Source organism: Variovorax atrisoli (assembly GCF_014195185.1).
Classification (GTDB): domain Bacteria; phylum Pseudomonadota; class Gammaproteobacteria; order Burkholderiales; family Burkholderiaceae_C; genus Variovorax; species Variovorax atrisoli.
This window is the reverse complement of sequence record NZ_JACIBG010000003.1, coordinates 312415-337620: the sequence shown is the minus strand read 5'-3', so window position 1 is coordinate 337620 and position 25206 is coordinate 312415. Positions and strand designations below refer to the sequence as shown.

Sequence of the window (25206 nt, the reverse complement as noted above, 5' to 3'; positions counted from 1 at the left end):
AGCGCGATGCATACGTAACCGATTGGAGCCAGGAAATGACTGAAAGACTCACCCCCCTCGACGTGATGCGCGACGCACCGGTCATCCCGGTCATCGTGCTCAACGATGTGAAAGACGCCATCCCGCTCGCGCGCGCCCTGGTGGCCGGCGGCATCCGCATGCTCGAGGTCACGCTGCGCACGCCGCAGGCGCTGCAGTGCATCGAGGCCATCGCCAAGGACGTGCCCGAGGCCGTGGCCGGCGCCGGCACCATCCGCAGCGCGGCCGATGCACAGGCCGCGGCGCTGGCCGGCGCGAAGTTCGGCGTGAGCCCGGGCTACACGCGCTCCGTCGGCAAGGCCTGCCACGACATCGGCCTGCCGCTGCTGCCCGGCGTCGCCACCGGCAGCGAGATCATGACGGCGCAGGAAGACGGCTACACGCAGCTGAAGTTCTTCCCCGCGCTGCAGGCAGGCGGCCTGCCGATGCTCAAGGCATGGCAGGGCCCGTTCGGCGACGTCACCTTCTGCCCGACCGGCGGCATCCATGCCGGCAACGCGGCAGAGTTCCTCGCGCTGTCGAACGTGGCCTGCGTGGGCGGCTCGTGGATCGTGCCGACCGACGCGATCCGCGACGGCGACTGGGCCCGCATCGAGCAGCTGGCACGCGCCGCGAGCCAGCTGCCGCGCTGAGCGTCGTCGCCATGAGCAGCGCGGATTTCGACGCGAGCGATCTCAAGGTCATCGCATTCGACGTCTTCGGCACGGTGGTCGACTGGCACAGCGGCATCGCCGCCGAGGTCGAGCGCGTGTTCCCGGGTGTCGACGGCGCGGCGTTCGCGCTCGCGTGGCGCGCCGGCTACCAGCCGGCCATGAAAGCGGTGATGGAACGCATCGCCGCGGGCGAGGGCGGCTTCACGCTGCTCGACGAGCTGCACCTGAGCATGCTCGACCAGGTGCTGCACGACTTCAGCCTGGCCGATCGCATCGAGGCTGGCGCCAGGCGCGACCTGAGCCGTGCCTGGCACCGCCTGCCGGCCTGGCCCGATTCGGTCGAGGGACTCTCGCGGCTGAAGAAGAAGTTCACCATCTGCACGCTGTCGAACGGCAACATCGGCCTGCTCACCGAGATGGCCAAGCGTGCGGGCCTGCCCTGGGACTGCATCCTGTCGGCCGAAGTGTTCAAGGCCTACAAGCCCGACCCGCGCACCTACCTTGGCGTGGCGGGCGTGTTCGACGCGACGCCCGGCCAGGTGATGCTGGCCGCCGCACACCACGACGACCTCGCGGCCGCGCGCGCCTGCGGCCTGAAGACGGCCTACATCGAGCGCCCGCACGAATTCGGCCAGGCCCGGCCGAAGGACGTCTCGCCGCAGCCGGACAACAACCTGCACGTGTGCGGCATCAACCAGCTGGCCGACCTGCTGGGCTGCTGAGCTGCCGAGGGCCCTGCAGCGGCTGCTCAGTCGCCCAGCAGCTTCTCCACCGTGCGCAGGTTGCGCGTCGTGGTGCTCGACTTGTAGCGGGTCTTGGCGAGCAGCCTGGCCACGGGCGTGTCCAGGCTCTCGCCGCGCGGGCATTGCCAGTACAGCACGCCCTTGCCGCGTTCTAGCCGCTCGGTATCGGCATCGACCGTGCCGGCCTTTTCCATGATCTCGTCGAGCATCGCCTTGTCGGATCCGAACACGATGTACGGATGGCGCTCATCGTCGATGCGTTCGAAGGGGTAGGCCGCGGCGATCTCGGCCACGGTCTTCTGTGTAAGCAGCACGATCCATGCGTCGTAGCCGAAGCGCTTGCGCAGCGCCTGCTCGATGCGGCTGCGCAGCGCGGCGCCGCTCTCATCCGTGTCGAACAGCACGTTGCCGCTGGCGAGCACCGTGCGCACCGCAGCGAAACCCAGTTCGACGAAGAGCGCCTTCAGCTCGGCGCTCTTGATGGTGATGCCGTTGACGTTCACGCCGCGCAGCAGCGCGACGTGGCGCGTTGTCGCGGGCTGCTTCTTCGCGGTTGCCATGGCGGCGTCGGCCCCGGGGCCTTCAGCGCAGGCCGCCGCCTGCGGCGTTCTCGTCGCGCTGGATGAGTTCGATCTTGTAGCCGTCAGGGTCGGTGACGAAGGCGATCACGGTAGTGCCGCCCTTGACCGGGCCGGCCTCGCGCGTCACGTTGCCGCCGGCGGCCTTGATCTTCTCGCAGGCCGCGTAGGCGTCGGGCACGCCGAGCGCGATGTGGCCGTAGGCGGTGCCGAGTTCGTAGCTCTCGGTGCCCCAGTTGTAGGTGAGCTCGATCTCGGCCTGGTCGGGGTTGCCGTTGCCGTAGCCGATGAAGGCGAGGCTGTACTTGTACTCGGGGTTTTCGGAAGTGCGCAGCAGGTTCATGCCGAGCACCTTCGTGTAGAAGTCGATGGAGCGCTGCAGGTTGCCGACGCGCAGCATGGTGTGGAGGAGTCGCATCTCGTGGTGCCTTGTAGTCGTGGAGAGGTAAGCCCGCTATTGTGGGCCTGCGGGCGCCGCGATCAAGCGGCCAGGGTCAACAGGTGGGCCTGGTGGCGTTTCAGGAACTCCATCAGGTGCTGCGGGTACTCGGGCACCACCGCCTCGCGCACGCTGGGGCGCACGGCCAGCGCCTTGCGCCATGCATCCACCTTGGGCAGGGCATCGAAGATGTGCGAGTCGCTGATCGCATCGAACACCTCGAAGTAGCGGAACACCGGCGCGAAGACCGCGTCGACGAGGCTGAAGCTGCCGCCGGCGAAGTAGGGGCCTTCGCCCAGGGCCGCTTCCACGCGCTGGAACTTGGCGAATAGCGCCTGCCGCTTCTGCTCGAAGACGGCTGCGTCCTGCGTGGTCTCGTAGCCCCACAGGTCGCCGAGGATGGCCGACCCGAACTCCATCCATGCGCGGTGCTGGGCGCGGGTGAGCGCGTCTTCGGGATGCAGGCGAGCGCCGGGCTGCGTTTCCTCGAGGTATTCGCAGATCACGTTGCTCTCGAAGAGCACGGCCTCGCCGCCCTCGGGTCGGCGCACCTTCAGCAGCGGCACCTTGCCGAGCGGCGAGATGTCGAGAAACCATCCCGGCTTGTTCGCAAGGTCGATCACGACGCGCTCGAAGGGCACGTTCTTTTCGCGCAGCGCGATCGCGGCGCGCTGCACGTAGGGGCACAGCAGGTGGCTGACGAGGGTGAGGGATGGCTGGCTCATGGGGCTCTCCGTTTGCTGGATCGGTTGTGTCTGGATCGCGGCGATTCTTGCGATCCCGAACAACCTTTTCCCGGAAAGCCCATTCGAAAAACGGGCGGCTGTGCTAGGGGTGTGTCAGGGGGGCGCGGTTGCCGTGTCGATCCAGTGCGTGATGCGACCGCCGTGCATCACGCCGATGCGGTCCGCCATCGCGTGGGCCTCGGCCTCGTTGTGCGTCACCAGGATGGCCGTCTGCCCCGCCCGCTTCAGGATGCCGCGCACTTCCACGGTCAGCCGCTCGCGCGTGCCGCCGTCGAGGTTGGAGAAGGGCTCGTCGAGCAGCAGCAGGGCGGGCGATGGCGCGAGCGCACGGGCCAGTGCGATGCGCTGCTGCTGGCCGCCGGAGAGCTCGTGCGGATAGCGCTCGCCGGCATCCGCAAGGCCGACCAGCGCGAGCATCTCGGCCACGCGCGACTGCTGCTGCGCGCGACCCAGCCGGCGCAGCCCGAAGGCCACGTTCCGCGCGGCCGAGAGGTGAGGGAACAGCGCGTATTCCTGGAACATCATGCCCACGCGCCGCTGCTCGGGCGGCAGGTGCGTTTGCACGGACGACAGCAGCACGTCACCGAGGCGGATCGTGCCCGCGCGCAGCGGCTCGAAGCCCGCGATGGCGCGCAGCACCGTCGTCTTGCCGCATCCGGAAGGGCCGAAGAGGCAGGCGATGTCGCCCGCGTCCAGCGCCAGCGAGAAGCCGTCGACGACCGTGTGCGGGCCGCGCGGCGTGTCGTAGGCCAGCCTGATCGCGTCGAGGTGGAGTGGGGAGCTCATTTCAGTGTCTTCTCTGCAGCCATGGTCGCCGAAGGCGTGCCCAGCTGGTTGCGCGCGAGCAGCACCACGGGCAGCAGGCCTGCGAGCACGATGGCGAGCGCAGCGACCGCGCCTTCCTCGTAGGTGCCGCGCGCGGCCTCGGCATAGAGCCAGGTGGCCAGGGTGTCGAAGTTGGCGGGCCGCAGCAGCAGCGTGGCCGGCAGCTCCTTCATCGCATCGACGAAGACCAGCAGCGCCGCGGAGGCCAGGGCGGGGCGAAGCAGCGGCAGGTGCACGCGGCGCAGCGTGCCGGCGGTGGTCTCGCCGAGCAGGCGCGAGGCCTGTTCGATGGCGGGCGGAATGCGAGAGAGGCCGGCCTCGATGCCGCCGACCGGCATGGCGAGAAAGCGGATCGCGCAGGCCACGACCAGCACCACGCCGCAGCTCATGAGCGGCAGGCCCTGCCAGCCGAAGGCCGTGGCCAGCGCCGAATCGAAGGCCAGCGCCGGCGTGAGCAGGCCGATGGCCATCACCGTGCCCGGCACCGCGTAGCCCAGCGTTGCCGCGCGCGCCTGCCAGCGGCCGCGCGCGGGCCCCGAGCCCTGGCTGCGCGCTGCCCAGGCGACGACCAGGCCGGCCGCCACCGCGACCGCCGTGACTCCCGCGGCCAGCGCCAGCGTGTTGCCCAGGCTCGCGACCAGCCCCTGCGAGATGCCGCCGCCCTGGCGCAGACGCTTGGCGCTTTCCCAGACGAGGTACGCAGCGGGTGCCACGAAGCCGATCAGCACCGGCAGCGATGCGGCGGCCGTTGCGGCCCATGCAGCCGCGCCATGCAGCCGCCGCGCCTGCACCGCGCGCATGCGTTGCGACGAGCCGAAGCGCTGGTGCCGCCGGCCGTTGCGCTCCAGCCAGACGAGCGCGATCACCACGAACAGCATCGCGCAGGCGATCTGCGCGGCGCCCGCGAGGTCGGAGCGCGTGATCCATGTCGTGTAGACCGCGACCGTCAGCGTGTTCACGCCGAGGAATTCGGAAGCGCCGATGTCGTTGAGCGTCTCCAGCAGCGCAAGGCTCAGGCCTACGGCCAGCGCAGGCCGCGCCAGCGGCAGCGCCACGCGGAAGAAGGCGCCGCGCCGGCTTTCGCCAAGCATGCGCGCGGCCTCCATGAGGTGCGCGGGCTGCGTCATGAACATCGCGCGCGCCGTCATGTAGACGTACGGATAGAGCACGAAGCCGAGCACGAAGATCGCGCCGGGCATCGAGCGCAGGTCCGGCAGGCGGAACTGCCGCGGGCTGTCGAAGCCCAGCATCCAGCGGATCGCACCCTGCACCGGGCCGATAGGATGAAGCAGGTCGAGGTACGCGAAGGCGACGATGTAGGTCGGCATCGCCAGCGGAAGCAGCAGGGCCCAGTTCAGCATGCCGCGCCCGGGGAAGTCGTGCGCCGTCACCAGCCATGCGCAGCCTGTGCCGATCACCAGCACCAGCGTGCCGACGCCCGCGAGCAGCACGGCGGTATTGAGCGTGGCCTGCGGCAGCACGTTGGCGAACAGCGGCCCCCAGTGGCCCAGGCCCGAGCCGAAGGCCAGCCACGCCAGCGTGAGCACCGGCGCGAGCACGCCGATGGCGATCAGGAAAGACGCGCAGCGCCAGGCCGGGCCTGCGGCTTGCAGGCCCGCGTACCGACCGCCTATGTTCATGCGAAGCAAAAGATGCCTGTGCGCGCGCTCTGGTTCTTGCGAGGAACACCGTGGAACCGGCTTTGCCGGCCCACCGGTGCTGCCCCCGGACGGGGGATGGCGCAGGCGACGCTCAGTGCGCTGCAGCCATGGGGGCGAACCACGCCTACTGGTCGAAGCCGACCTTGTCGACCAGGGCGCTGGCCTGCTTGCGGTACTTGGCGATCTCGGTCAGCGGCAGCGGGTCGACCTTCAGCTCGCCGATGGTCTGGCCGATGATCGGGTCGAGAGCCACGCCCTTGCGCACCGGGTACTCGTAGTTGGCCTGCGCGTACAGGGCCTGGGCCGGCTCCGACACCAGGAACTCGAGCAGCTTGACCGCGTTGGCGCGCTGCGGCGCGTTCTTCGCCACGGCCGCGCCGCTGATGTTGACGTGCGTGCCGCCGCTCTTGGCATTGGCGAAGGTCGGGCGCACCACCTTGATGGCGTCGCCCCACTTGCGCGCGTCGGTGCCTTCCTTGGCGCTCTTCATCTGGCCGACGTAGTACGAGTTGGCCAGGCCCACGTCGCAGATGCCGCCCAGGATGTCGCGCGCCACGTCGCGGTCGCCGCCGGTGGCCTTGCGCGCGAGGTTGGCCTTCACGCCGCGCAGCCACTGCTCGGCCTTGGCTTCGCCGTCGTGCGCGATCAGCGCGGCCACCAGCGCGGTGTTGTAGGGATGCTGGCCTGCGCGGATGCAGACCTTGCCCTTGTATTTGGGGTTGGCCAGGTCTTCGTAGCGGAAGCTGGTGAGCGGCAGGCTCTTGTCGGCGTAGAGCACGCGCGCGCGCATCGAGAGCGAGAACCACTGGCCGTCGGCACCACGCAGGTTGGCCGGAATGGCCGACTCGAGCGCTGCCGACTTCACGGGCTGCGTCACGCCGCCGTCGACCAGGTCCATCAGGTTGCCGATGTCCACCGTCATCAGCACGTCGGCGGGCGAGCGAGCGCCTTCGGCCTTGACGCGCTCGAGCAGGCCGTCCTTCACGAAGACGGTATTGACCTTGATGTTGCTCTGCGCGCTGAATGCGGCGATGAGCGGCTGGATCAGCGCCGGCTCGCGCGTCGTGTAGAGCGTGAGTTCTTCGGCGGCCTGGGCGGGCAGGGCGGTTGCGGCCAGCCAGGCTGCGCCTGCGCCAAGCAGTGCGCGCGCGGCGCGGCCTCGGACGCGCGGGCGTTGTTCGGTCATGAGGATCCTCCAGGAGCGGGTGTTCTAGAAAGCTCCGGCGCCGGCGGCGGATGGTGGGCCGCCGGCATCGCGTGTTGCGAGGGCCGGATGAGAATAATTATCACTGGCCGCCTGGATCGCGACGCCTTTGGACTTACAGGTTGAAGGCCTACTGTGGATCGACGAGCCCGAAGCGGCCCTCCTCAGCCCGCTTGAATCCTGGTTCAACGCGCCGGCGGCACCTCGAAGACCAAGCAGGTGGTCGTCGCGTGCGCGTACAACGTGCCGTCGGGGCCGTAGAGGCGGGCCTCGGCGGTGGCCAGCTGCTTGCCGCAGTGGATCACCTTGCCTTCGGCGCGCACCCGCTGCACCTTGGGCGTGAGGCCCTTCACGTAGTTCACGCCCAGTTCTGCGGTGGTGTAGGCGCGCCCGGGCGGCATCATCGTGTGCACCGAGCAGCCCAGGGCGGAGTCGAGCAGCGTGGCGACCCAGCCGCCGTGGATGGTGCCCAGCGGGTTCAGGTGCTGCGGCAGCGGCGTGCCCTGGAAGATGGCAACGCCCGCGCGCACTTCGAGGATCGTGAAGTCCAGCGTCTTGGCGATGGCGGCGTAGGGAGTTTCTCCGTCGAGCATCGCCTGCATGATCTCCAGGCCGGTCTTGCCGGCGATCTGGTCGGGGCGGGCGAGGCCCGGGCCCGGACCCCCTTCCAGGCGGCTGATGATCTTCTGTTCCTCGGCGATCCATGCGTCGAGCTGGCTGGTGGCTTGTGTCATGCCTGTGTTCCTTCTGGGGGCATTGTTCCGGGATGGTGATTGCATATGCAATAGTTGCACATACAATAATAGCCCATGGACACTCCCGCCAAGCCACGCGGCTGCACCAGCTTCAAGGTGCGACAGCTTTCGCGACGCCTCTCGCAGCACTATGACGCCGAGGTATCGCAAAGCGGCCTCAAGACCACGCAGTACTCGCTGCTGTCGCATCTTGCGCGGCTCGGTCCCTCCCGTCCGGTAGACCTGGCGGCCGAACTCAAGATGACCGCCTCCACCCTGAGCCGCAACCTGCAGCCGCTGATCGCCGCAGGCTGGATCGCGCAGAGCGCCGGCGCCGACGCGCGCAGCCGCCTGGTGCAGCTCACCGAGGAAGGCGAGGCCAAGCGGCGCGAGGCCCTGGCGCACTGGAAGACCGCGCAACAGAAACTGAACGCGCTGCTGGGCGTCGAGCGTGTGCTCGCGCTGCACCTGCTGATCGACGAGGCCATGGAACTGCTGGGCGGCGATGAAGAGCCCGCCAGCGACGACTGACCCCTCAACTTCTTCTTCACCCACGACCAACCCGCTGATCGTGCGCCCGGGCGCGCGAGGGACCCCTTTCGCCTTTTTTCCCGGCTTTTCCTTCCTCCCAATCAATTCCAACAGCAGAGGCCCCATGTTCGCCACACCCGTTTCCGCATGGCTGCAGCGCCGCGGCATCCACTACGGCTGGATCGTCGCCGCCATCACCTTCCTCACCATGCTGACCATGTCGGCCGCGCTGGGCCTGCCTGGCGCGATGCTGCAGCCGCTGGGCAAGGAGTTCGGCTGGAGCACCGAGCAGATCTCTTCCTCGCTCGCGCTTCGCTTCGCGCTCTTCGGCCTCATGGGGCCCTTCGCCGCGGTGCTGATGGAGCGCTATGGCCTGCGCGCGGTGGTCTGCACCGGCCTCGCGCTGGTCGGGCTGGGCATGGCGCTTGTCACCATGGCCTCGCAGCTGTGGCAGCTCTTCGTGCTCTGGAGCCTGATGCTGGGCCTGGGCACCGGCATGACGGCGCTGGTGCTCGGCGCGGTGGTGGCCAATCGCTGGTTCGTCGCGCGGCGCGGGCTGGTGGTGGGCATGCTCACGGCCAGTTCGGCGACGGGGCAGCTGGCCTTCCTGCCGCTGGCGGCCTGGATGATCGAGCACTGGGGCTGGCGCTCGGCCGTCGCGCCGATCGTGGTCGGCACCATCCTCATCGGCCTGCTGGCGCTGCTGCTGATGCGCAACCGGCCATCCGACGTGGGCCTGCTGCCCTACGGTGAGAAGCCGGGCACGCAGCCGGCGGCGCCCACTGCGGCCGCGCCTGCGATGAATTTCGCCACGCCCTTCCGCGTGCTGAAGGAGGTGTCGACCAACCGCACCTTCTGGGTCCTGGCAGGCACCTTCTTCATCTGCGGCCTGAGCACCAACGGGCTGGTGCAGACGCACTTCATCTCGCTGTGCGGCGACTACGGCATGGGCGCCGTGCCTGCCGCCTCGGTGCTCGCGATGATGGGCGCCTTCGACTTCGTCGGCACCATCCTCTCGGGCTGGCTCTCCGACCGCTACGACAACCGCAAGCTGCTGTTCTGGTACTACGGCCTGCGCGGGCTGTCGCTCTTCTGGCTGCCGCACTCCGAATTCACCATCTACGGCCTGGGCATCTTCGCGATGTTCTACGGCCTCGACTGGATCGCCACCGTGCCGCCGACCGTCAAGCTCGCGGGCGCCGCCTTCGGCCCCGCCAAGGTCGGCCTGGTGTTCGGCTGGGTCTTCGCCGCGCACCAGCTGGGCGCCGCCACGGCCGCCTACGGCGCCGGCTTCGCACGCACGCTGCTGCTGACCTACACCCCGGCGCTCTACACCGCCGGCGCGGCCTGCCTGGTGGCGGCGCTGATCGTGATGACCATCCGCCGCCCCGCGGCCAAGTCCGGATCGCCGGCCACGCCGGCCGCTGCCCGCGCCTGAACCGGGAGGGCTCCAGCCATGACTGCACCCCAAGCCTCCACCGAACTCGATCCACGCACGCGCCGCCTGCTCGAGGCGCCCATCGTCCCCACGCTGCTGCGCCTGGCCGCGCCCAACGTGCTGGTGATGGTGGCCCAGGCCTGCGTCGGCCTCATCGAGACCTACTTCGTCGGCAAGCTAGGCACCGACGCGCTCGCCGGCATGGCGCTGGTGTTTCCCATCGTGATGCTGATGCAGATGACCTCCAGCGGCGCCATGGGCGGCGGCATCGCCTCGTCCATCGCCCGCGCGCTCGGCGCGCGCCGCCGCGACGATGCGAACGCGCTGGTGTGGCATGCCATCGTCATCGCGCTGGGCTTCGGCCTGTGCTTCACGCTGGCGCTGCTCTTGGGCGGGCGCTGGCTCTACGGGGTGATGGGCGGCACCGGGGCCGCGCTGGAAGCCGCGCTCACGTACTCCAACTGGGTGTTCGCGGGCGCGACGCTGGTGTGGCTCTTCAATTCGCTCGGCGCCATCATCCGCGGCACCGGCAACATGTCGGTGCCGGCCAACGTGACGGTGGTGGGCGTGGTATTCCTCATCCCGGCATCGCCGCTGCTGATCTTCGGCATCGGGCCGCTGCCGGGCATGGGCATCGCGGGCGGCGCGATCGCGCTGCTGCTGTACTACCTGCTGGGCTCCATCGCGCTCATCGCCTACCTGCGCTCGCCGCGAAGCCTGCTCAAGCCCACGCTCGACGCGCTGAAGCTGCGCTGGCCGCTGTTCCGCGACATCCTGCGCATCGGCCTGGTGGGCGCGGTGTCGACGGTGGCGACCAATCTCTCCATCGGCATCGCCACCGCGCTGACCGGCCATTTCGGCTCGGGCGCGCTGGCGGGCTACGGCACGGCCTCGCGGCTCGAATACCTGCTGGTGCCGCTGGTCTTCGGCCTGGGCGCGCCGCTGGTGGCGATGGTCGGCACCTGCATGGGCGCGGGGCTGCGCGAGCGGGCGTTGCGCGCCACCTGGGCCGGCGCGGCCCTGGCCTTCACGCTCACCGAGACGATCGGCCTCGCGGCGGCGTTGTTCCCGCGCCCGTGGCTGCTGCTGTTCGGCAACGACCCGGCGATGCTGGAGACCGGTTCGCACTACCTGCGCGTGGTCGGGCCGATGTACGGCCTCTTCGGCGTCGGGCTGGTCCTGTACTTCGCCTCGCAGGGCGCGGGCAGGCTGCTGTGGCCGATGCTCGGCAACATCGCGCGCCTGGCGGTGGCGGCCAGCGGCGGCTGGCTGGCGCTGAACTGGGGCGCCGGTCTCACCGGCGTGTTCGCGGCGCAGGGCGTGGCGCTGGCGGTGTACGGCATCGTGACCGCATCGGCCATCGCGGGCGGTGCGTGGTTCGGCCGCGTGGGCTGGCCGCGCACCACCACCGGACTGCTGCGGCGCATGGCTCAGGCCTGAAATCCATCGACTCATCCACCTACCAACGAAAGACTCGTCATGAAAATCAAGGACTCCGTGGTCTTCATCACCGGCGCCAATCGCGGCCTCGGTCTCGCCTTCGCGAAGGCTGCGCTCGCCGCGGGTGCGCGCAAGGTCTACGGCGCTGCGCGCGACCCGAAGAGCGTCGACCTGCCCGGTGTGACGCCGGTCGCGCTCGACGTGACGCAGCCCGCGCAGATCGAGGCGGTCGTACGCGCCTGCGGCGACGTGACGGTGCTGGTCAACAACGCGGGCATCTCGCGCGGCTCCAGCTTCCTGGGTTCGCCCGATGCGGTGGCCGCGGCGCGCGCCGAGTTCGAAACCAATTTTTTCGGCCCCTGGGCGCTCACGCAGGCCTTCGCGCCCGTGCTCGCGGCCAACGGCGACGGCGGCGTGATCAACGTGCTGTCGGCGCTGGCCTGGACCACCTTCCCGAGCGTGGCGACCTACAGCGCGACCAAGTCGGCCGCATGGTCGCTGAGCAACGGGCTGCGCAACGAACTGGCCAGGCAGGGCACGCAGGTCACGAGCCTGCACGTGGGCTACATGGACACTGACATGGCCTCGCACGTGCAGGGCATCCCGAAGGCATCGCCCGACGAGGTCGCCCGCCAGGCATTGGCCGGCCTGGAAGCAGGCAAGGCCGAGGTGCTTGCCGACGAGACTTCGCGGCAGCTCAAGCAGGGACTGTCGAGCCCGACACCGCCCTACGCCAGCGTGCCCCAGGCGGCCTGAGCAGAAGACCCGGGCGCGAGGCCCGGGCCTTCATTCATGCCGCTCAGTAGCGGTAGGGGTTGTTGGGACGGCGGTCGTAGCGGTTGGGCACACCGTCGCCGTCGTTGTCCCTGCGGCCATAGCGGCGGCGGTCGTCCCAGCGGCGGTCGTAGTGATGGCCATGGCGGTAGCCGGGGCCGTAGTAATGGCGCGGCGGAGGCGGCGGCGCGTAGTAGCGGCGCGGCGGTGGCGGCGGCGGAACGACGTACACCTGTGCCTGGATGAACGAGCCGCCCGTCTGTGCCTGGGCGGGTGCGCTGATGGCGGCCAGCGAGAGCAGGGCCGCGGCGCCGAATGCGAAAGTGAGCTTTTTCATCTGATCCCCCGGTTGTGAATTGGAGCCTTCATCCTCGCGGCCTTTTGTTAAGTTGCTGTAAGGCTTGAGCGAAATCGGATGAAGAGCTGTAAGCCGGTGCGCGCAGAGCGCGGCACGGGCGAGACACAATTGTGAAGGGAGTCTGCCCCGCGGAGCCCGTCCGCGGGGTAGGCCGTCGGCTCTATCGGCCGAAGGCTCAGCCGCGCGGTGCGGGCAGGAGTCGGCGCAGTGCCTCGAAGAACAGGTCGGACTGCTCGCGTTCGCCCTGGATCTGCGCCGCCACGTGGGCGGCCAGCTTCGGGTCCACCGGCGCCAGCGGGCGACCGGTCGACTGCGCGATCACCTGGTGCAGGCAGGCGCGCTCCAGGTAGTAGAGGTCGTCGTAGGCATGGGCGATGGTGCCGCCGGCCACGATCACGCCGTGGTTCGCGAGGAAGGCCACGTCCTTGCCCGCCATGGCGCGCGCGATGCGCTCACCCTCGGCGTCGTCGAGCGCGAGGCCGTTGTATTCGGCGTCGATGGCGATGCGGTTCATGTAGCGCATCGCGTTCTGGCTCGCGGTCGGGTCGAGCGCGCGGTCGACCGTGATCGTGAGCGCCGTGGCGTACGGCATGTGGCAGTGCAGCACCACCGCATGGCCGGTGAGCCGGTGCACCGCGCCGTGGATGAAGAGGGCGGTGGGCTCCACGCGGTGGCGGCCTGCCAGCACCTCGCCGTGAACGTCGATCAGCACGATGTCGTCGGGGCCGATCTCGCTCCAGTGCAGGCCGCGGGGGTTGATGAGGTAGCGGTCCTGCGCGCCCGGCAGCATCACGCTGAAATGGTTGCAGACGCCTTCCGACAGTCCGTGATGGTCGGCGGCGCGCAGGGCGAGGGCGAGGTCTTCGCGCAGCTTCCGGACGGCGGGGCTGGCGTAGAGGGCATCGGCGGACATCGGTGGGGGTCTCCTGTTTCTTCTTGGGGTCAGGCGAGCGTGAGGCCTTGCCAGGCCGCGACGAATTTCCGGGCGTCCTCGCGCACCGCCGCGGCCTGCTTGCCGGGCTTGTAGAGCGAGGAACCGATGCCGAAGCCGGCGGCACCGGCCGCGCGCCATTCGGCCATGTTGGTGGGAGCGATGCCGCCCACTGGCATCACCGGCGTGCCGGCGGGCAGCACGGCCAGCAGGGCTTTCACCACCGCGGGCGAGGCCAGCTCGGCCGGGAACAGCTTGAGCCCCGTGGCACCGGCCGCGAGCGCGCCGAAGGCCTCGGTCGGCGTCATCACGCCGGGCAGGCACACCATGCCAAGGCGCACCGCCTCGGCGATGACTTCGGCATCGAAGTTGGGCGAGACGATCAGTTCGCCGCCCGCCTCATGCACCTCGCGCACCTGCCGGGCGCCGAGCACCGTGCCAGCGCCTACTAGCGCTTGCGGGAAGCGCTTGCGCATCAGCGCGATGCTTTCGAGCGGCTGCGGAGAATTCAGCGGCACTTCGAGCAGGCGGAAGCCGGGCTCGACGATGGCGTCGCCCACGTCGGCTGCCTCGGCGGGCGTCAGGCCGCGCAGGATGGCCACCAGCGGCAGCTCGCGCATCGCGGCGTTGAATTTGTCGATAGGGGTGGTGGAAGAGGTCATGCCGCAGTCCTGTCGGAATCCAGAAAGCCGGACAGGGCGTGGAGCCCGGCCCAGGTGGCCTCGGAGCCCAGCGTGCGCGTGGCGACGCCGGTGGCGCGAAGGGCCAGCGTGTAGCGTTCGGTGAGGTTGGACGAGCCGATCAGGATCACCTCGCCCGATGCCTGCAGTGCCTGCGTGCGCAGCTCCTCGCCGATCAGCAGGCCCGAGAGGTAGCTCGACAGCTCCTGCTTCGGCATGCGTTCGAAAAGCGCCAGCGTGCGCGCGCCGAAGGCGTTGTGCAGCAGGCCGTGTCCGTTCTCGGAGCGGGTCACGCCTTCGAGGAAGGCCGCCTCGTCGAGCGGCGCCGAGGCGTCGAGCGTGCGCGCCAGTATGGAGTGCTGGCTCAGCAGCGCGTAGAACTCGCCCGTCATGTAGGTGCGAAAGCCCGCGACGCGGCCCTTCTTCACCGTGGCCCACTTGTTGTGCGTGCCGGGCAGCACGAAGAGGCCTTCGCTCAGGCCGGTGAGCTCCATCGCGCCGAAGATCTGCACCTCTTCGCCGCGCATCACGTCGGGCACGCCCGCATGCTCGTCGCTCAGGCCGGGCACCAGCGCGATGCGCGCACCCGGGAAGGCGTCGATGTCGATGATCGTGCGGCCCACTTCCACTCGGCCGGCGGGGCAGGCGCAGTAGGGCGCCTCCACCCAGCCCTGCTTGCTGCCGGCCATGCCGGAGATCAGGCAGCGCGCGCCTTCGAGGCGCATCCAGTCGCCGAACAACTTCTCGAAGACGGCGGGAAAGCCGCCTTCGGGCACGGTGAGAATGCCGCGCGCATCGCTGCGCTCCTCGAGCACCTTGCCGTCGGCGTCCAGCAGCGCACCGCGCAGTGAACTCGTGCCCCAGTCGATCGCTACCAGTCTTGTCATCTAGTGATTGTCGCGCGGCACGAAGGCGCCGCGGCGACCGCGCAGGAAGGCCAGGTCGGCGCCCTGGTCGGCCTGCAGCACCGTATCGACATACAGCTTCCAGTAGCCTGATTCGAGCGGCGCCTTGGGCGCGACCCAGCTGGCACGGCGCCTGGCGAGTTCTTCGTCGCTCACGTGCAGGTGCAGCCTGCGGTTGGGCACGTCGAGCTCGACGATGTCGCCGTCCTGCACCAGCGCCAGCGGGCCGCCCGCGGCCGCCTCGGGCGCGGTGTGCAGCACCACGGTGCCGTAGGCGGTGCCGCTCATGCGCGCGTCGCTGATGCGGACCATGTCGGTGATGCCCTTGCGCAGCACCTTGGGCGGCAGCGGCATGTTGCCCGCCTCGGCCATGCCGGGGTAGCCCTTGGGTCCGCAGTTCTTCAGCACCATGATGCAGTTCTCGTCGATGTCGAGGTTCTCGTCGTCGATGCGCCTGTGCAGGTCGTCGGCGCTCTCGAACACCACCGCGCGGCCCTTGTGCACCAGCAGTTCCGGAGTGGCCGCGCTGGGCTTGATGATGGCGCCGTTGGGCGCGAGGTTGCCGCGCAGCACGCAGATGCCGGCCTTGTCCTTGAAGGGTTCGGCCAGGGGGCGGATGACCTGCGGGTTGAAGTTCTCCGCATCCTTCACGTTCTCCCAGATGCTCTGGCCGGTGACGGTGAGGACGTCCTTGTGCAGGTGCTGGGCGATCTCCTTGATGACCACCGGCAGGCCGCCCGCGTAGCAGAAGTCTTCCATCAGGAACTGGCCCGAGGGCTGCAGGTTCACGAGGCAGGGCAGCTCGGAGGCGAGGCGGTCGAAATCCTCGAGCGTGAGTTCGACGCCCATGCGTCCCGCGATGGCCAGGAGGTGGATCACGAAGTTGGTCGAGCCGCCGATGGCCGCGTTGACCTTGATCGCGTTCTCGATGGCCTGGCGCGTGAGGATCTTCGACATGTTCATGTCTTCATGGACCATGCCGACGATGCGCCGCCCCGCCTGCCGCGCGAGCACGTTGCGGCGGCCGTCAACGGCAGGGTAGGCCGCGTTGCCCGGCAGGCCGATGCCCAGCGACTCGACCATGCTCGCCATGGTGCTCGCGGTGCCCATCGTCATGCAGTGGCCGTGGCTGCGGTGCATGCAGCTCTCGGCCTCGAAGAAATCCTGCAGCTTGAGCGTGCCGGCGCGCACCTGCTCGCTCATCTGCCACACGCCGGTGCCGGAGCCCAGCTCCTGGCCGCGCCACTTGCCAGAGAGCATCGGGCCGCCCGACACGCCGATGGTCGGCAGGTCGACGCTGGCGGCGCCCATCATGAGCGCGGGCGTGGTCTTGTCGCAGCCCATGAGCAGCACCACGCCGTCGAGCGGATTGCCGCGGATGCTTTCCTCCACGTCCATGCTCGCGAGGTTGCGATACAGCATCGCGGTGGGCCGCAGCAGCGTCTCGCCGAGCGACATCACCGGGAACTCGAGCGGGAAGCCGCCTGCCTCGTACACGCCGATCTTCACCTGCTCGGCGAGCGTGCGGAAGTGCGAGTTGCAGGGCGTGAGTTCGCTGAAGGTGTTGCAGATGCCGATGACCGGGCGGCCGTCGAACTGGTCGTGCGGCACACCCTTGCCCTTCATCCAGCTGCGGTAGATGAAGCCGTCGCGGTCGTTGCGGCCGAACCATTGCTGGCTGCGGAGTTCTTCGGGTTTCTTCCTTGGGGCGGTGCTCATCGGATGTCTCTCTTTGTTGTCGAAACCTGGGCCCGATCGTCAGGGTTTGTCCTGCCGGTGGGGCGTTTCAATCATCATATGATAAGCCCGCACAACGCGCCGGACCCTTAGTGTTTTCGAGCGACGCGATACCAGTTTTCACATCACGCATGATCAAGAACATCCACGGTCGCACGCTCGAACTCCTCGGTGAAGCCGTGGTGTCGGGCCGCTATGCGATCGGCGCGTCGATCCCTTCCGAGCCCGTGCTCGGCGAGGAACTCGGCGTGAGCCGCACCGTGGTGCGCGAGGCCATCAAGTCGCTGGTCGCCAAGGGCCTGATAGTGACGGGCCCCAAGGTCGGCACGCGCGTGCTGCCCAAGGACAAGTGGAACTGGTTCGACCCCGACGTCATCACCTGGCAGGCGCGCGCCGGCCTCACGCCCGAATTCCTTCGCGACCTGCAGGACCTGCGCCGCGTGGTGGAGCCCGCGGCCGTGCGCCTCGCCGCAGAGCGCGCCACCGAAGAGGACATCGGCGAGATCGAGCGCGCCTTCGCGGGCATGAAGGAGGCCGTCGAGAACGGCGGCGACTACGTCACCTTCGACCTGCGTTTCCACAACGGCCTGCTGGCCGCGGCGCGCAACCGCATGCTCGCGCAGATGAGCAAGGTGCTCAACGCGCTGCTGCGCACCAGCTTCGAGATATCGACCACCAAGCCCGATGGCCCCGCGCTCTCGCTGCCGCTGCACCGCGAGGTGCTCGACGCCGTGATCGCGCACGACCCGGACAGATCCGAGCGCGCGATCATCCGGCTCATCGACGGCGCACGCCAGGACATCGAGGACGTGCTGGGCTCGCGCCGCCGCCTGCCGCGCCTGAGCAGGCCGCCGCCCAGGCTCAGGGCCAGCTAGCCGCACCGGCGGCCTTCGCGTTTCACGTCCGGTTCTTTCACCCCACGCTCGCACGACGAGCCAATTCCACCCAGAAGAGAAGGAGACAACGTCCATGAAACTCGTCAAGTCGCTGATCGCGCCGACGCTGGTCGCGATGGGCCTGCTGTCGGCAGGCCACGTCGCCGCGCAGGAAAAACTCACCGTCTGGTGGGTCAAGGGCTTCTACAAGGCGGAGGACGACGCGCTGTACGCCGCCATCAAGAAGTTCGAGGAGAAGAACAAGAACGTCAAGATCGAACTCTCGCAGTACCCGATCCAGGACATGATCCCCAAGACCGTGTCCGCGCTCGACTCGGGCAGCCCGCCCGATGTGGCGTACGCCGACGTGTACGACTTCCAGGTCACCGGCAAGTGGGCCTACGACGGCAAGCTGGAAGACATCAGCAGCGTGCTCACGCCGATGAAGGACCGCTTCGCGCCCAACACGCTGGAGACCACCTACCTCTACAACGACCAGACCAAGGGCAAGGCGTACTACGCCTTCCCGATCAAGCAGCAGACGATGCACATCGAGTACTGGCTCGACATGCTGACCGAGGCCGGCTTCAAGGAGTCCGACATTCCCACCGCGTGGAAGGACTACTGGGCGTTCTGGTGCGAGAAGGTGCAGCCCGCCAGCCGGCAGAAGAGCGGCAAGCGCAACTTCGGCATCGGCATGCCGATGGGCGTGGATTCGAGCGACGCGTTCTATTCGTTCCTGACCTTCATGGACGCCTACAACGTCAAGCTGGTGGACGACAACGGCAAGCTGCTGGTCGACGACCCGAAGGTGCGCACCGGCCTGATCGGCGCGATGACCGACTACACCACGCCCTACACCAAGGGCTGCACGCCGCCTTCCTCCACCAGCTGGAAGGACCCGGACAACAACGTCGCCTTCCACAACAAGACGACCGTGATGACGCACAACGCGACGATCTCCATCGCCGCCAAGTGGCTCGACGACTCGAACAACGCCTCGCTCACGCCCGAGCAGCGCGAGGAAGCGCGCAAGAACTACACCGAGCGCATCCGCACGGCCGGCTTCCCCAACAAGCCCGACGGCAGCAAGATGGTCTACCGCACGGCGGTGAAGACCGGCGTGATCTTCAAGGACGCGAAGAACAAGGCCCGCGCCAAGGAGTTCGTGTCGTTCCTGATGCAGGAAGAGAACCTCACGCCCTACGTCGAGGGTTCGCTGGGCCGCTGGTTCCCCGTGACCAAGGCCGCGCAGCAGCGTGACTTCTGGAAGGCCGATCCCCACCGCCTGTCGGTCTACAACCAGTACGCCGCCGGAACCGTGACCTTCGAATTCACGAAGAACTACAAGTTCACCGTGCTCAACAACGAGAACGTCTGGGCCAAGGCCATGAACCGCATCGTCACCGACAAGGTGCCCGTGGACAAGGCCGTGGACGAGATGATCGCCCGCATCAAGACGGTGGCGGGGCAGTAAGCCGCGCAGAGGCACCCCCCGGCACTTTCACCACCAGCAGCACGCCATGAGCAGCGCAACTGCCACCACCACCGCCGCCGCGCCGAGCACCCCGGCGCCTGTCGTCAATCCCGGAGCGCGGCATGCGCGCTGGCAGTTCTGGGGCGCGGTCATGGTCGTGCCCTACCTGCTGGTGTTCGTGGTGTTCGTGCTGTACCCGGTGGGCTACGGCCTCTGGCTGGCCCGCCAGCCGCAAAGCTACGTGAAGCTGGTCGAAGACCCGATCTTCTTCCGCTCCGTGATCAACACGGCCGTCTTCCTGGTCGTGGCGATCAACCTCAAGATGCTCGTGGCACTCGTGCTCTCGGGCTTCTTCGTGACCTCGCGCTGGTGGATCAAGATCGTCTCGGCGATCTTCATCCTCCCGTGGGCGATGCCCTCCATTCCCACGATCCTGTCGATCCGCTTCATGCTGAACCCCGAGTGGGGCGTGATCAACAGCACCATCTTCCGCCTGACCGGCGCCGACGGCCCCAACTGGCTCAACGACCCTTCGCTGGCACTGGCCTTCGCGATGATCGTGCACATCTGGAAGTCGCTGCCGTTCTGGACGCTCATCCTCGTGGCGGGCCGCCTGGCCATTCCCACCGAGCAGTACGAGGCGGCCTCGGTCGACGGCGCCTCCTCGTGGCAGAAGTTCCGCTTCGTGAGCTGGCCCGCGCTCAAGACGCTCTACATCACCTCGCTCATCCTCTCGATGATCTGGACGCTGGGCGACTTCAACAGCGTCTACCTGCTGACCGGCGGCGGGCCTGCCGACTTGACGCACGTGCTCGCCACGCTGGGCATCCGCTACCTGCGCCTCGACCAGGTCGACCTGTCGATGGCTTCCATCGTGGTGGCGATGCCATTGGTCCTGCCACTCGTGTACTTCATGATGAAGAGGCTGTCGAAATGAGCCCCCACGTTCATCACTTCGTGTATTCACTGCCTCCCGAGGGGGCTCCCGCCCTCCTGGAGGCGGCTCGTCGGAGGGCGATATGAAGCGCTGGACCCCGAAAGCCGTGCTCACCGAGGCCCGGCTGCTGCTCATCGGCATTCCCGTGCTGCTGTGGACGCTGATCCCGGTCTACCACATGGTGCTGTTCGCGATCTCGTCGAAGGACTCCGCGACCTCGGGCCACCTGTGGCCCAAGAACCCGACGCTGGACAACTTCCGCATCGTGTTCCACCAGAAGCACTTCTACCTCGACCACTTCTGGCTGCAGCTGTGGAACTCGCTGCTGATCGCGCTGTCGGTGGGCGTGCTCACGCTGTTCGTGGCGACCACCGCCGCCTTCGCCATCAGCCGCCTGCGCGTGCGCGGCGGGCGCACGGTGATGAACATGGCGCTGTTCACCTACTTCATCCCGGCGGCCTTCCTCGCGGTGCCCATGTACAAGACCATGGGCAACTACGGCCTGCTCAACAGCCAGTGGGCGCTGATCCTGGCGATGGTGACCATCGCCTCGCCGTACTGCATCTGGGTGCTGAAGCAGGCCTCAGACAAGCTGCCCTACGAGCTCGACGAAGCCGCGCGCATGGACGGCGCCTCGCCGCTGCAGCTGTTCCGCCTCGTGTACCTGCCGCTGATGGTGCCGTCGCTGGTGGCCGTGGGCACGTATTCGCTGCTGCTGGCCTGGAACGAGTACCTCTATGCCTTCCTGCTGCTGTCGAACGACAAGAGCGTGACGCTGGCGGTGGCGCTGGGCAACTTCCTGTCGGCCGACGATTCGCCGTGGGAGCTGCTGATGGCCACGGGCCTGATCTATGCGCTGCCGCCCGCGGCCATCTACTACGCCTTCAAACGCTACATGGTCGGCGGGATCACCGCCGGAGCGGTAAAGAGCTGACCCCAGGCTTCGCGCACTTCGTGTCGCTTCGCCAACTCCCTTTCGGGGGGCGGCACCTGCGGCCCGGCAATGCCGGTTCCGCGGTGTTCCGCGAAGCACCCCAGGTGCAAAGACACACTGAAGAGAGAGATCCCATGGCATCCGTATCCTTTCGCAATATCCAGAAATCCTTCGGCAAGGTCCAGATCATCAAGGGGCTGGGCTTCGACATCACCGACGGTGAGTTCGTGGTGCTGGTCGGCCCGTCGGGCTGCGGCAAGTCGACGCTGCTGCGCATGCTCGCGGGCCTGGAGGACATCAGCGGCGGCGAGATCGTGATCGACGGGCGCGTGGTCAACGACCTCGAGTCGAAGGACCGCGACATCGCCATGGTGTTCCAGAGCTATGCGCTCTATCCGCATATGACGGTGGGCGAGAACATGGGCTTCAGCCTGCGCCTGCGCAATGCCGAGAAGTCGGTGACCGACGAGCGCGTGGCCAAGGCCGCGAAGATCCTCAACCTCGATGCGCTGCTCGGCCGCTATCCGCGCGAACTCTCCGGCGGCCAGCGCCAGCGCGTGGCCATGGGCCGCGCCATCGTGCGCGACCCGAAGGTTTTCCTCTTCGACGAGCCGCTGTCGAACCTCGATGCCAAGCTGCGCGTGGCGATGCGCGCCGAGATCAAGGCGCTGCACCAGCGGCTGAAGACCACCACCGTCTACGTGACGCACGACCAGATCGAGGCCATGACCATGGCCGACCGCATCGTCGTGATGCACGACGGCATCGTCGAGCAGATCGGCACGCCGCTGGAGCTCTACGACCGGCCCGACAACCTGTTCGTCGCGCAGTTCATCGGCTCGCCGTCGATGAACGTCATCGAGGGCACGGTGCGGCGCTCGGGCGGCGAATGCTGGGTCGAGGCGCAGGGTGCGCGCTGGCCGGTGCCGGCCGCCACCGCGGTTCCCGACGGCCAGCCGGTGCACTACGGCGTCCGCCCCGGCGACATGACGCTGGGCGGCGGCTCGCACGGCGTGGAGGCCAGGGTCGTCGTGGTGGAGCCCACCGGGGCCGAGACCGAACTGCTGGTGCAGGTCGGCGAGGCGAAGCTGGTGCTCGCGGTGCACGGCCGTGTCGATGCCGGGCCCGACGACATCGTGCGGTTGGCCATCGAATCGGAGAACGTCCACCTGTTCGACCGGCAGACCGGCCGCCGCATGGGTTGAAGAAGCCGCTTGCCGCGAAGGAAGATCAGGCCGTGCGCAGCCGAAGCAGGGCGCGCACGAAGCCGTGGTCCGAACGCGAGCGGTCGCGCCCTTCGTGCAGGTGGTCGTTGAAGTAGTCGACGCGCCGCACGTCGCCCAGGCTGTGCCGGCTGGTGGCGACGAACTCCTCGCTCACGAGGATCTGGTCGAGCACCTCCGGGTAGCCCTGGTGGATGTGCGAGTAGGCCACGTCCTTCTTCAGCGCCGCCTCGCCCTGCATCTCGTAGGCGTTGAAGAGCGCCACGTCGCGCGCGGCCTTGTCGTAGGCCACCTCCGAGGTGGCCGCCACGAGCTGCGTGGTGACGCTGTGCGGGTTGTCGTTGAAGTCGCCCATCACCACGAGCGGCACGTTCGTGTCCTGCAGCAGGTCGATCACGATGCAGCGCAGGGCCGCGGCCTCGGCGCCGCGCATCAGCAGCGAACGCAGCGAGGCCATCACGCCTACCTTGCGGTCGTCGCGGTCCTCGAGAGCATTGCCTTGCGCATCCTGCAGGAACTTGGGGCGCTTGGACTTCAGGTGCACCGTGAGCACGTGCACCTGCTGGCCATGCTTCATGCACACCGTGGCGAGCAGGGGAGGCCGCTCGAAGCGCGTGTGCGGACCGAGCCCTGGCACATCGACACCGAAGCCCGGCGGAAAGTCGACGAAGGAGCGGATCGCATCCACCTTCAGCCGCGTCGCGATGCCGACGCGCGGCGTGCCCTGTGCGCCCGGCCTCGCGGGCGTGCCCGCGGGGCTTCCGGGCGGCGGCGAGTTCTCTGCGCCGGGCACCGAGACGAAGTCGTAGCGCAGCCCGCTGCGCGCGATGCAGGCCTTGAGTGCCGACTCGTCCCACACCTCCTGCACGGCCAGCACGTCGGCATTGAGCGCATGGAAGCGCTCGCCGGTCCACTCGATCTTCCGCTCGTACTCGCGCTCGGTGTAGGCATCCTGGTTCTCGTAGTACACGCGGTTGGGCGCCGCGAGGTTGAGGAGGTTGCAGGTGGCTACGAAGAGGGTGGCGTAGTTGGGCGGGATGTATTGCATGGGGTGACGATTGTGTCCCGGGTTACGATTCCCGGCCAAGGTGCACCCGCCATGTCATTCGAGGCCGAGGCCGGCGGCACAAACAACAATGAAACGAGGGAGCCGCCCCGGGGCGGAATGTATGAAGTTGATCCATATCACCGCTTGCGCCGTGGCTGCGTTGCTCGCTGCGGGCTGCGCTTCCAGGGGCAATCCATCGATGTCCTTCGGCGGCAAACTTGTCGAACACAGCTTGCTGCGCATCGACGATCACGTTTCCTTTGCGCTGGAAGACGGGCCCGAGACCCGCAACTTCACTGTCTCGTGCGATGCCGAGCAGGCGTGGTTGCTCTACACCGACTTGCGCACCGGCCGAAGCTATCCGGTGACCGGGCCGCGCTTTGGCGTGCGCAAGGAATTGGTGGAGCGCCAGGCGCAGGCCCTGAAAGCGTTGCCCGAGGTCGAGCGTGCGTGCCGAGCGGCGCGGCCCGACTGGCGCGAAGTGCAACGCAGCCCGGACGGGACATTCACGCTCATGGACATCGCAAGCGTCGACACATCGGACGGCGCATTGTTCTTCTGGGGTGCGTTCGACTATTCGCGAATGGACTTCGACCTGCCTTACCGGGCCCCCTTCGGCCAGAAGCGCGAGCGCTTCAGGCTCGAATGCCAAACGAAGTCCTATGCCCAGGTGAGCGGCTTCGACATCGACGAGCGCGGTCGTGTCACGGACGGGCGGATCGATGGCGCCAAGGCGAAGTCGAACGCTATCGGCACCGATACGAACTCGGACTACCAGGCGCTCTTCAAGGCGGCCTGCGGCGGCACTTCGGCGGCGCAGGCGCTACCTGTTTTCGCTCCTCGCGCCAAGTCGATGCCCGATCCCCGAGGCCTGACGGCACTCAGCCCGGAGGTGACGGCCGCCGTTTCGCGATCGGGCCTTCCCCCGGCGCCCAAGCGCCTGAAGCGCGTCGTGCTCGAAGGCACATGGACCAGGGACGGCAAGACGACTCCAACCCGCAGCGAGGTCCAGATCGAGCCGGACGCCACAGCTTCCCTTTTCCGGACCCGCACCAGGGAGGCCGACGGCACGCGGGGTCAATTCGCCTCGTTCGCAGGTTTGGCCGATTTGAGTGCCTTCGTCAACTTTCTTCCCGGCCCCGCCACGATCAGCCAGGTCGTGACCGATCTCTCGCTGACAGGGGACTGGCAACGCATGACCGTCGGCTCCGAGTTGCGTTACGCCACGAAGAAGCTGAGCCTGTTCAGCATGATGGGTGGAACGACCTACGACTACACGACCGTCTGCAAGATCGTCGGGGTCAGCGCGGCTGCCGAACTTCATGCCGATCTGAGCGGCGAGGCCAAGCGCCTGCAGTGCCATATGGAGCCCGACTCGCTCGGCCGGACCAGCACCTATGCCTACCTGACCGACTATGGCTACGCGGTGCAGCTCGGGGAGGCCGGGGCAAAGCCGCCTTCCGAAGGCGTCAAGAAGATCACGGCGGTCGAGCAATGAGCGGCGTGTCCATCACACATCGGCGCGGTTTTCTGTGCAACCTGGGGCAGGTGATGACTTGCGCAGCCCTGCCTGCCCTCGCCGCATGCGGCTCCGGTCCCAGGACGCCGCCGCCGTTGCCCAAGATCACTCGCGTCATGGTGATCCCCGTCGCCCCCATCGAGAAGATGCACACCGAGAACAAGGGCATCCCCCTGGGCGTGCTGTGGCAGTCGCTGGCCGACCGGATCAAGGGCGCCGATTTCAACGAGCGCATGGAGGCAGTGCGCCGCGGGATGGGCCCCAAACTGACGGCTGCGCTGGTGCAGCAACTGAATGCGCAGGGCTACCAGGCAGAAGCGCTCGAAGGCGTGACGCGTCCGGCGGCGTCGCCGGACAACATCGATTACAGCCGGCTGCCAACCACCGAGCCGGTGTTGCACGTGTACTTCAACGAGGTCGGCATGTATTCGGCGCGCTTCTCCACCGACTATGTCCCGCGGGTCAACGTGAGCGCCTACCTGATGGATTCGAAGGACGGGGACACCGTCTATTCCGAAACCCTGTACTACGGGGCCGATGCGAGTGGAGACAAAACGGTCAATGTGCCGGCCGACCCCGGCCACCGATGGGGCAGCTTCGGTGAGCTGGTCGCCCAGCCGCAAGCGGTTGCCGCGAGCTATGACGCGGCGGTAGTCGCGCTTGCAACCCGCATCGCCAGGAACATCCGGGCGCAGACGGCACCACCCCTCTGAGGGCGGTTGCTGCCCGAGGGCAAAAAAAGAAGGGGCACCGAGGTGCCCTTTTCAGTTTTCAAGC

26 protein-coding genes are annotated in these 25206 nt (G+C 68.0%); 13 read left to right on the top strand and 13 right to left on the bottom strand.

What is annotated here, in order from left to right; translation table 11 throughout:
* The first annotated feature begins 35 nt into the window (after positions 1–35).
* Both eda and FHY06_RS12750 read left to right on the top strand, forming a co-directional pair.
* On the top strand, positions 36–671 hold the full coding sequence (gene eda / locus FHY06_RS12755; RefSeq protein WP_019654870.1) for a bifunctional 4-hydroxy-2-oxoglutarate aldolase/2-dehydro-3-deoxy-phosphogluconate aldolase: 636 nt from the start codon (positions 36–38) through the stop codon (positions 669–671).
* Between the two features lie 11 nt (positions 672–682).
* On the top strand, positions 683–1414 hold the full coding sequence (locus tag FHY06_RS12750) for a haloacid dehalogenase type II (protein ID WP_184605365.1): 732 nt from the start codon (positions 683–685) through the stop codon (positions 1412–1414).
* Between the two features lie 26 nt (positions 1415–1440).
* Here the strand turns inward: FHY06_RS12750 and FHY06_RS12745 are convergent, their stop codons facing one another.
* The 7 genes from FHY06_RS12745 to FHY06_RS12715 all read right to left on the bottom strand — a co-directional run bounded on the left by FHY06_RS12745 (position 1441) and on the right by FHY06_RS12715 (position 7622).
* Positions 1441–1995: a DUF1697 domain-containing protein gene (locus FHY06_RS12745; protein WP_184605364.1), complete on the bottom strand. Its 555-nt coding sequence runs from the start codon at positions 1993–1995 to the stop codon at positions 1441–1443.
* Positions 1996–2017: 22 nt separating this feature from the next.
* Positions 2018–2431, bottom strand: a complete 414-nt coding sequence (gloA, locus tag FHY06_RS12740; protein ID WP_019654873.1) for a lactoylglutathione lyase — start codon at positions 2429–2431, stop codon at positions 2018–2020.
* Positions 2432–2493: 62 nt separating this feature from the next.
* Positions 2494–3177 (bottom strand): glutathione S-transferase family protein, encoded by a 684-nt coding sequence (locus tag FHY06_RS12735; protein WP_184605363.1) that lies wholly within the window; start codon positions 3175–3177, stop codon positions 2494–2496.
* A gap of 114 nt (positions 3178–3291) precedes the next feature.
* Entirely contained in the window at positions 3292–3984 is a 693-nt protein-coding gene (locus FHY06_RS12730; RefSeq protein WP_126185532.1) for an ABC transporter ATP-binding protein, read from the bottom strand.
* Positions 3981–5663: an ABC transporter permease gene (locus FHY06_RS12725; RefSeq protein WP_184605362.1), complete on the bottom strand. Its 1683-nt coding sequence runs from the start codon at positions 5661–5663 to the stop codon at positions 3981–3983. Before FHY06_RS12725 ends, FHY06_RS12730 begins: the two co-directional genes overlap by 4 nt.
* A gap of 145 nt (positions 5664–5808) precedes the next feature.
* A complete protein-coding gene (locus FHY06_RS12720; protein ID WP_019654877.1) occupies positions 5809–6870 on the bottom strand; it encodes a Fe(3+) ABC transporter substrate-binding protein in 1062 nt (353 codons plus the stop codon).
* Positions 6871–7073: 203 nt separating this feature from the next.
* Positions 7074–7622, bottom strand: coding sequence for a PaaI family thioesterase (locus FHY06_RS12715; RefSeq protein WP_184605361.1), 549 nt, complete (start codon positions 7620–7622; stop codon positions 7074–7076).
* Positions 7623–7697: 75 nt separating this feature from the next.
* On the opposite strand from FHY06_RS12715, the gene FHY06_RS12710 reads away from it, so the two are divergent.
* From FHY06_RS12710 to FHY06_RS12695, 4 genes are all read left to right on the top strand, one after another.
* On the top strand, positions 7698–8153 hold the full coding sequence (locus tag FHY06_RS12710) for a MarR family winged helix-turn-helix transcriptional regulator (RefSeq protein ID WP_019654879.1): 456 nt from the start codon (positions 7698–7700) through the stop codon (positions 8151–8153).
* A 124-nt stretch (positions 8154–8277) separates the two neighbouring features.
* Positions 8278–9591, top strand: a complete 1314-nt coding sequence (locus FHY06_RS12705; RefSeq protein WP_126185535.1) for an MFS transporter — start codon at positions 8278–8280, stop codon at positions 9589–9591.
* A gap of 18 nt (positions 9592–9609) precedes the next feature.
* On the top strand, positions 9610–11031 hold the full coding sequence (locus tag FHY06_RS12700) for an MATE family efflux transporter (protein WP_126185536.1): 1422 nt from the start codon (positions 9610–9612) through the stop codon (positions 11029–11031).
* Positions 11032–11070: 39 nt separating this feature from the next.
* Positions 11071–11787 (top strand): SDR family oxidoreductase, encoded by a 717-nt coding sequence (locus FHY06_RS12695; protein WP_184605360.1) that lies wholly within the window; start codon positions 11071–11073, stop codon positions 11785–11787.
* A 43-nt stretch (positions 11788–11830) separates the two neighbouring features.
* Here FHY06_RS12695 and FHY06_RS12690 read toward each other — a convergent pair whose 3' ends face one another.
* From FHY06_RS12690 to FHY06_RS12670, 5 genes are all read right to left on the bottom strand, one after another.
* Positions 11831–12142 carry a hypothetical protein gene (locus tag FHY06_RS12690; RefSeq protein ID WP_019654883.1) on the bottom strand — a complete coding sequence of 104 codons (312 nt, stop codon included), beginning with the start codon at positions 12140–12142 and terminating at the stop codon, positions 11831–11833.
* A gap of 196 nt (positions 12143–12338) precedes the next feature.
* The gene (locus tag FHY06_RS12685) at positions 12339–13076 is read right to left on the bottom strand and encodes an aldolase (protein WP_132755457.1); all 738 of its coding nucleotides are present in this window, start codon (positions 13074–13076) and stop codon (positions 12339–12341) included.
* 29 nt (positions 13077–13105) lie between these two features.
* Complete coding sequence (locus FHY06_RS12680; RefSeq protein WP_184605359.1) at positions 13106–13756, bottom strand: 2-dehydro-3-deoxy-6-phosphogalactonate aldolase; 651 nt, start codon at positions 13754–13756, stop codon at positions 13106–13108.
* Entirely contained in the window at positions 13753–14661 is a 909-nt protein-coding gene (locus tag FHY06_RS12675) for a 2-dehydro-3-deoxygalactonokinase (RefSeq protein WP_184605358.1), read from the bottom strand. Before FHY06_RS12675 ends, FHY06_RS12680 begins: the two co-directional genes overlap by 4 nt.
* Positions 14662–16398: an IlvD/Edd family dehydratase gene (locus tag FHY06_RS12670; RefSeq protein WP_019654887.1), complete on the bottom strand. Its 1737-nt coding sequence runs from the start codon at positions 16396–16398 to the stop codon at positions 14662–14664.
* A 149-nt stretch (positions 16399–16547) separates the two neighbouring features.
* On the opposite strand from FHY06_RS12670, the gene FHY06_RS12665 reads away from it, so the two are divergent.
* The 5 genes from FHY06_RS12665 (at position 16548) to FHY06_RS12645 (ending at position 21844) form a co-directional block, all read left to right on the top strand.
* Positions 16548–17291: a FadR/GntR family transcriptional regulator gene (locus tag FHY06_RS12665; RefSeq protein ID WP_019654888.1), complete on the top strand. Its 744-nt coding sequence runs from the start codon at positions 16548–16550 to the stop codon at positions 17289–17291.
* A gap of 94 nt (positions 17292–17385) precedes the next feature.
* Positions 17386–18768 carry an ABC transporter substrate-binding protein gene (locus tag FHY06_RS12660; RefSeq protein ID WP_184605357.1) on the top strand — a complete coding sequence of 461 codons (1383 nt, stop codon included), beginning with the start codon at positions 17386–17388 and terminating at the stop codon, positions 18766–18768.
* Positions 18769–18814: 46 nt separating this feature from the next.
* On the top strand, positions 18815–19705 hold the full coding sequence (locus FHY06_RS12655) for a carbohydrate ABC transporter permease (RefSeq protein WP_019654890.1): 891 nt from the start codon (positions 18815–18817) through the stop codon (positions 19703–19705).
* An 82-nt stretch (positions 19706–19787) separates the two neighbouring features.
* Entirely contained in the window at positions 19788–20639 is an 852-nt protein-coding gene (locus FHY06_RS12650) for a carbohydrate ABC transporter permease (RefSeq protein ID WP_019654891.1), read from the top strand.
* 134 nt (positions 20640–20773) lie between these two features.
* Positions 20774–21844, top strand: a complete 1071-nt coding sequence (locus FHY06_RS12645; RefSeq protein ID WP_019654892.1) for an ABC transporter ATP-binding protein — start codon at positions 20774–20776, stop codon at positions 21842–21844.
* Between the two features lie 25 nt (positions 21845–21869).
* On the opposite strand, the gene FHY06_RS12640 is transcribed toward FHY06_RS12645, so the two are convergent.
* Positions 21870–22910, bottom strand: coding sequence for an endonuclease/exonuclease/phosphatase family protein (locus FHY06_RS12640; protein WP_184605356.1), 1041 nt, complete (start codon positions 22908–22910; stop codon positions 21870–21872).
* 199 nt (positions 22911–23109) lie between these two features.
* On the opposite strand from FHY06_RS12640, the gene FHY06_RS12635 reads away from it, so the two are divergent.
* Both FHY06_RS12635 and FHY06_RS12630 read left to right on the top strand, forming a co-directional pair.
* Positions 23110–24408 (top strand): hypothetical protein, encoded by a 1299-nt coding sequence (locus tag FHY06_RS12635; RefSeq protein WP_184605355.1) that lies wholly within the window; start codon positions 23110–23112, stop codon positions 24406–24408.
* The gene (locus FHY06_RS12630) at positions 24405–25142 is read left to right on the top strand and encodes a hypothetical protein (RefSeq protein ID WP_260310321.1); all 738 of its coding nucleotides are present in this window, start codon (positions 24405–24407) and stop codon (positions 25140–25142) included. The genes FHY06_RS12635 and FHY06_RS12630 overlap by 4 nt, the downstream gene beginning before the upstream one ends.
* The last annotated feature ends 64 nt before the right edge of the window (positions 25143–25206 follow it).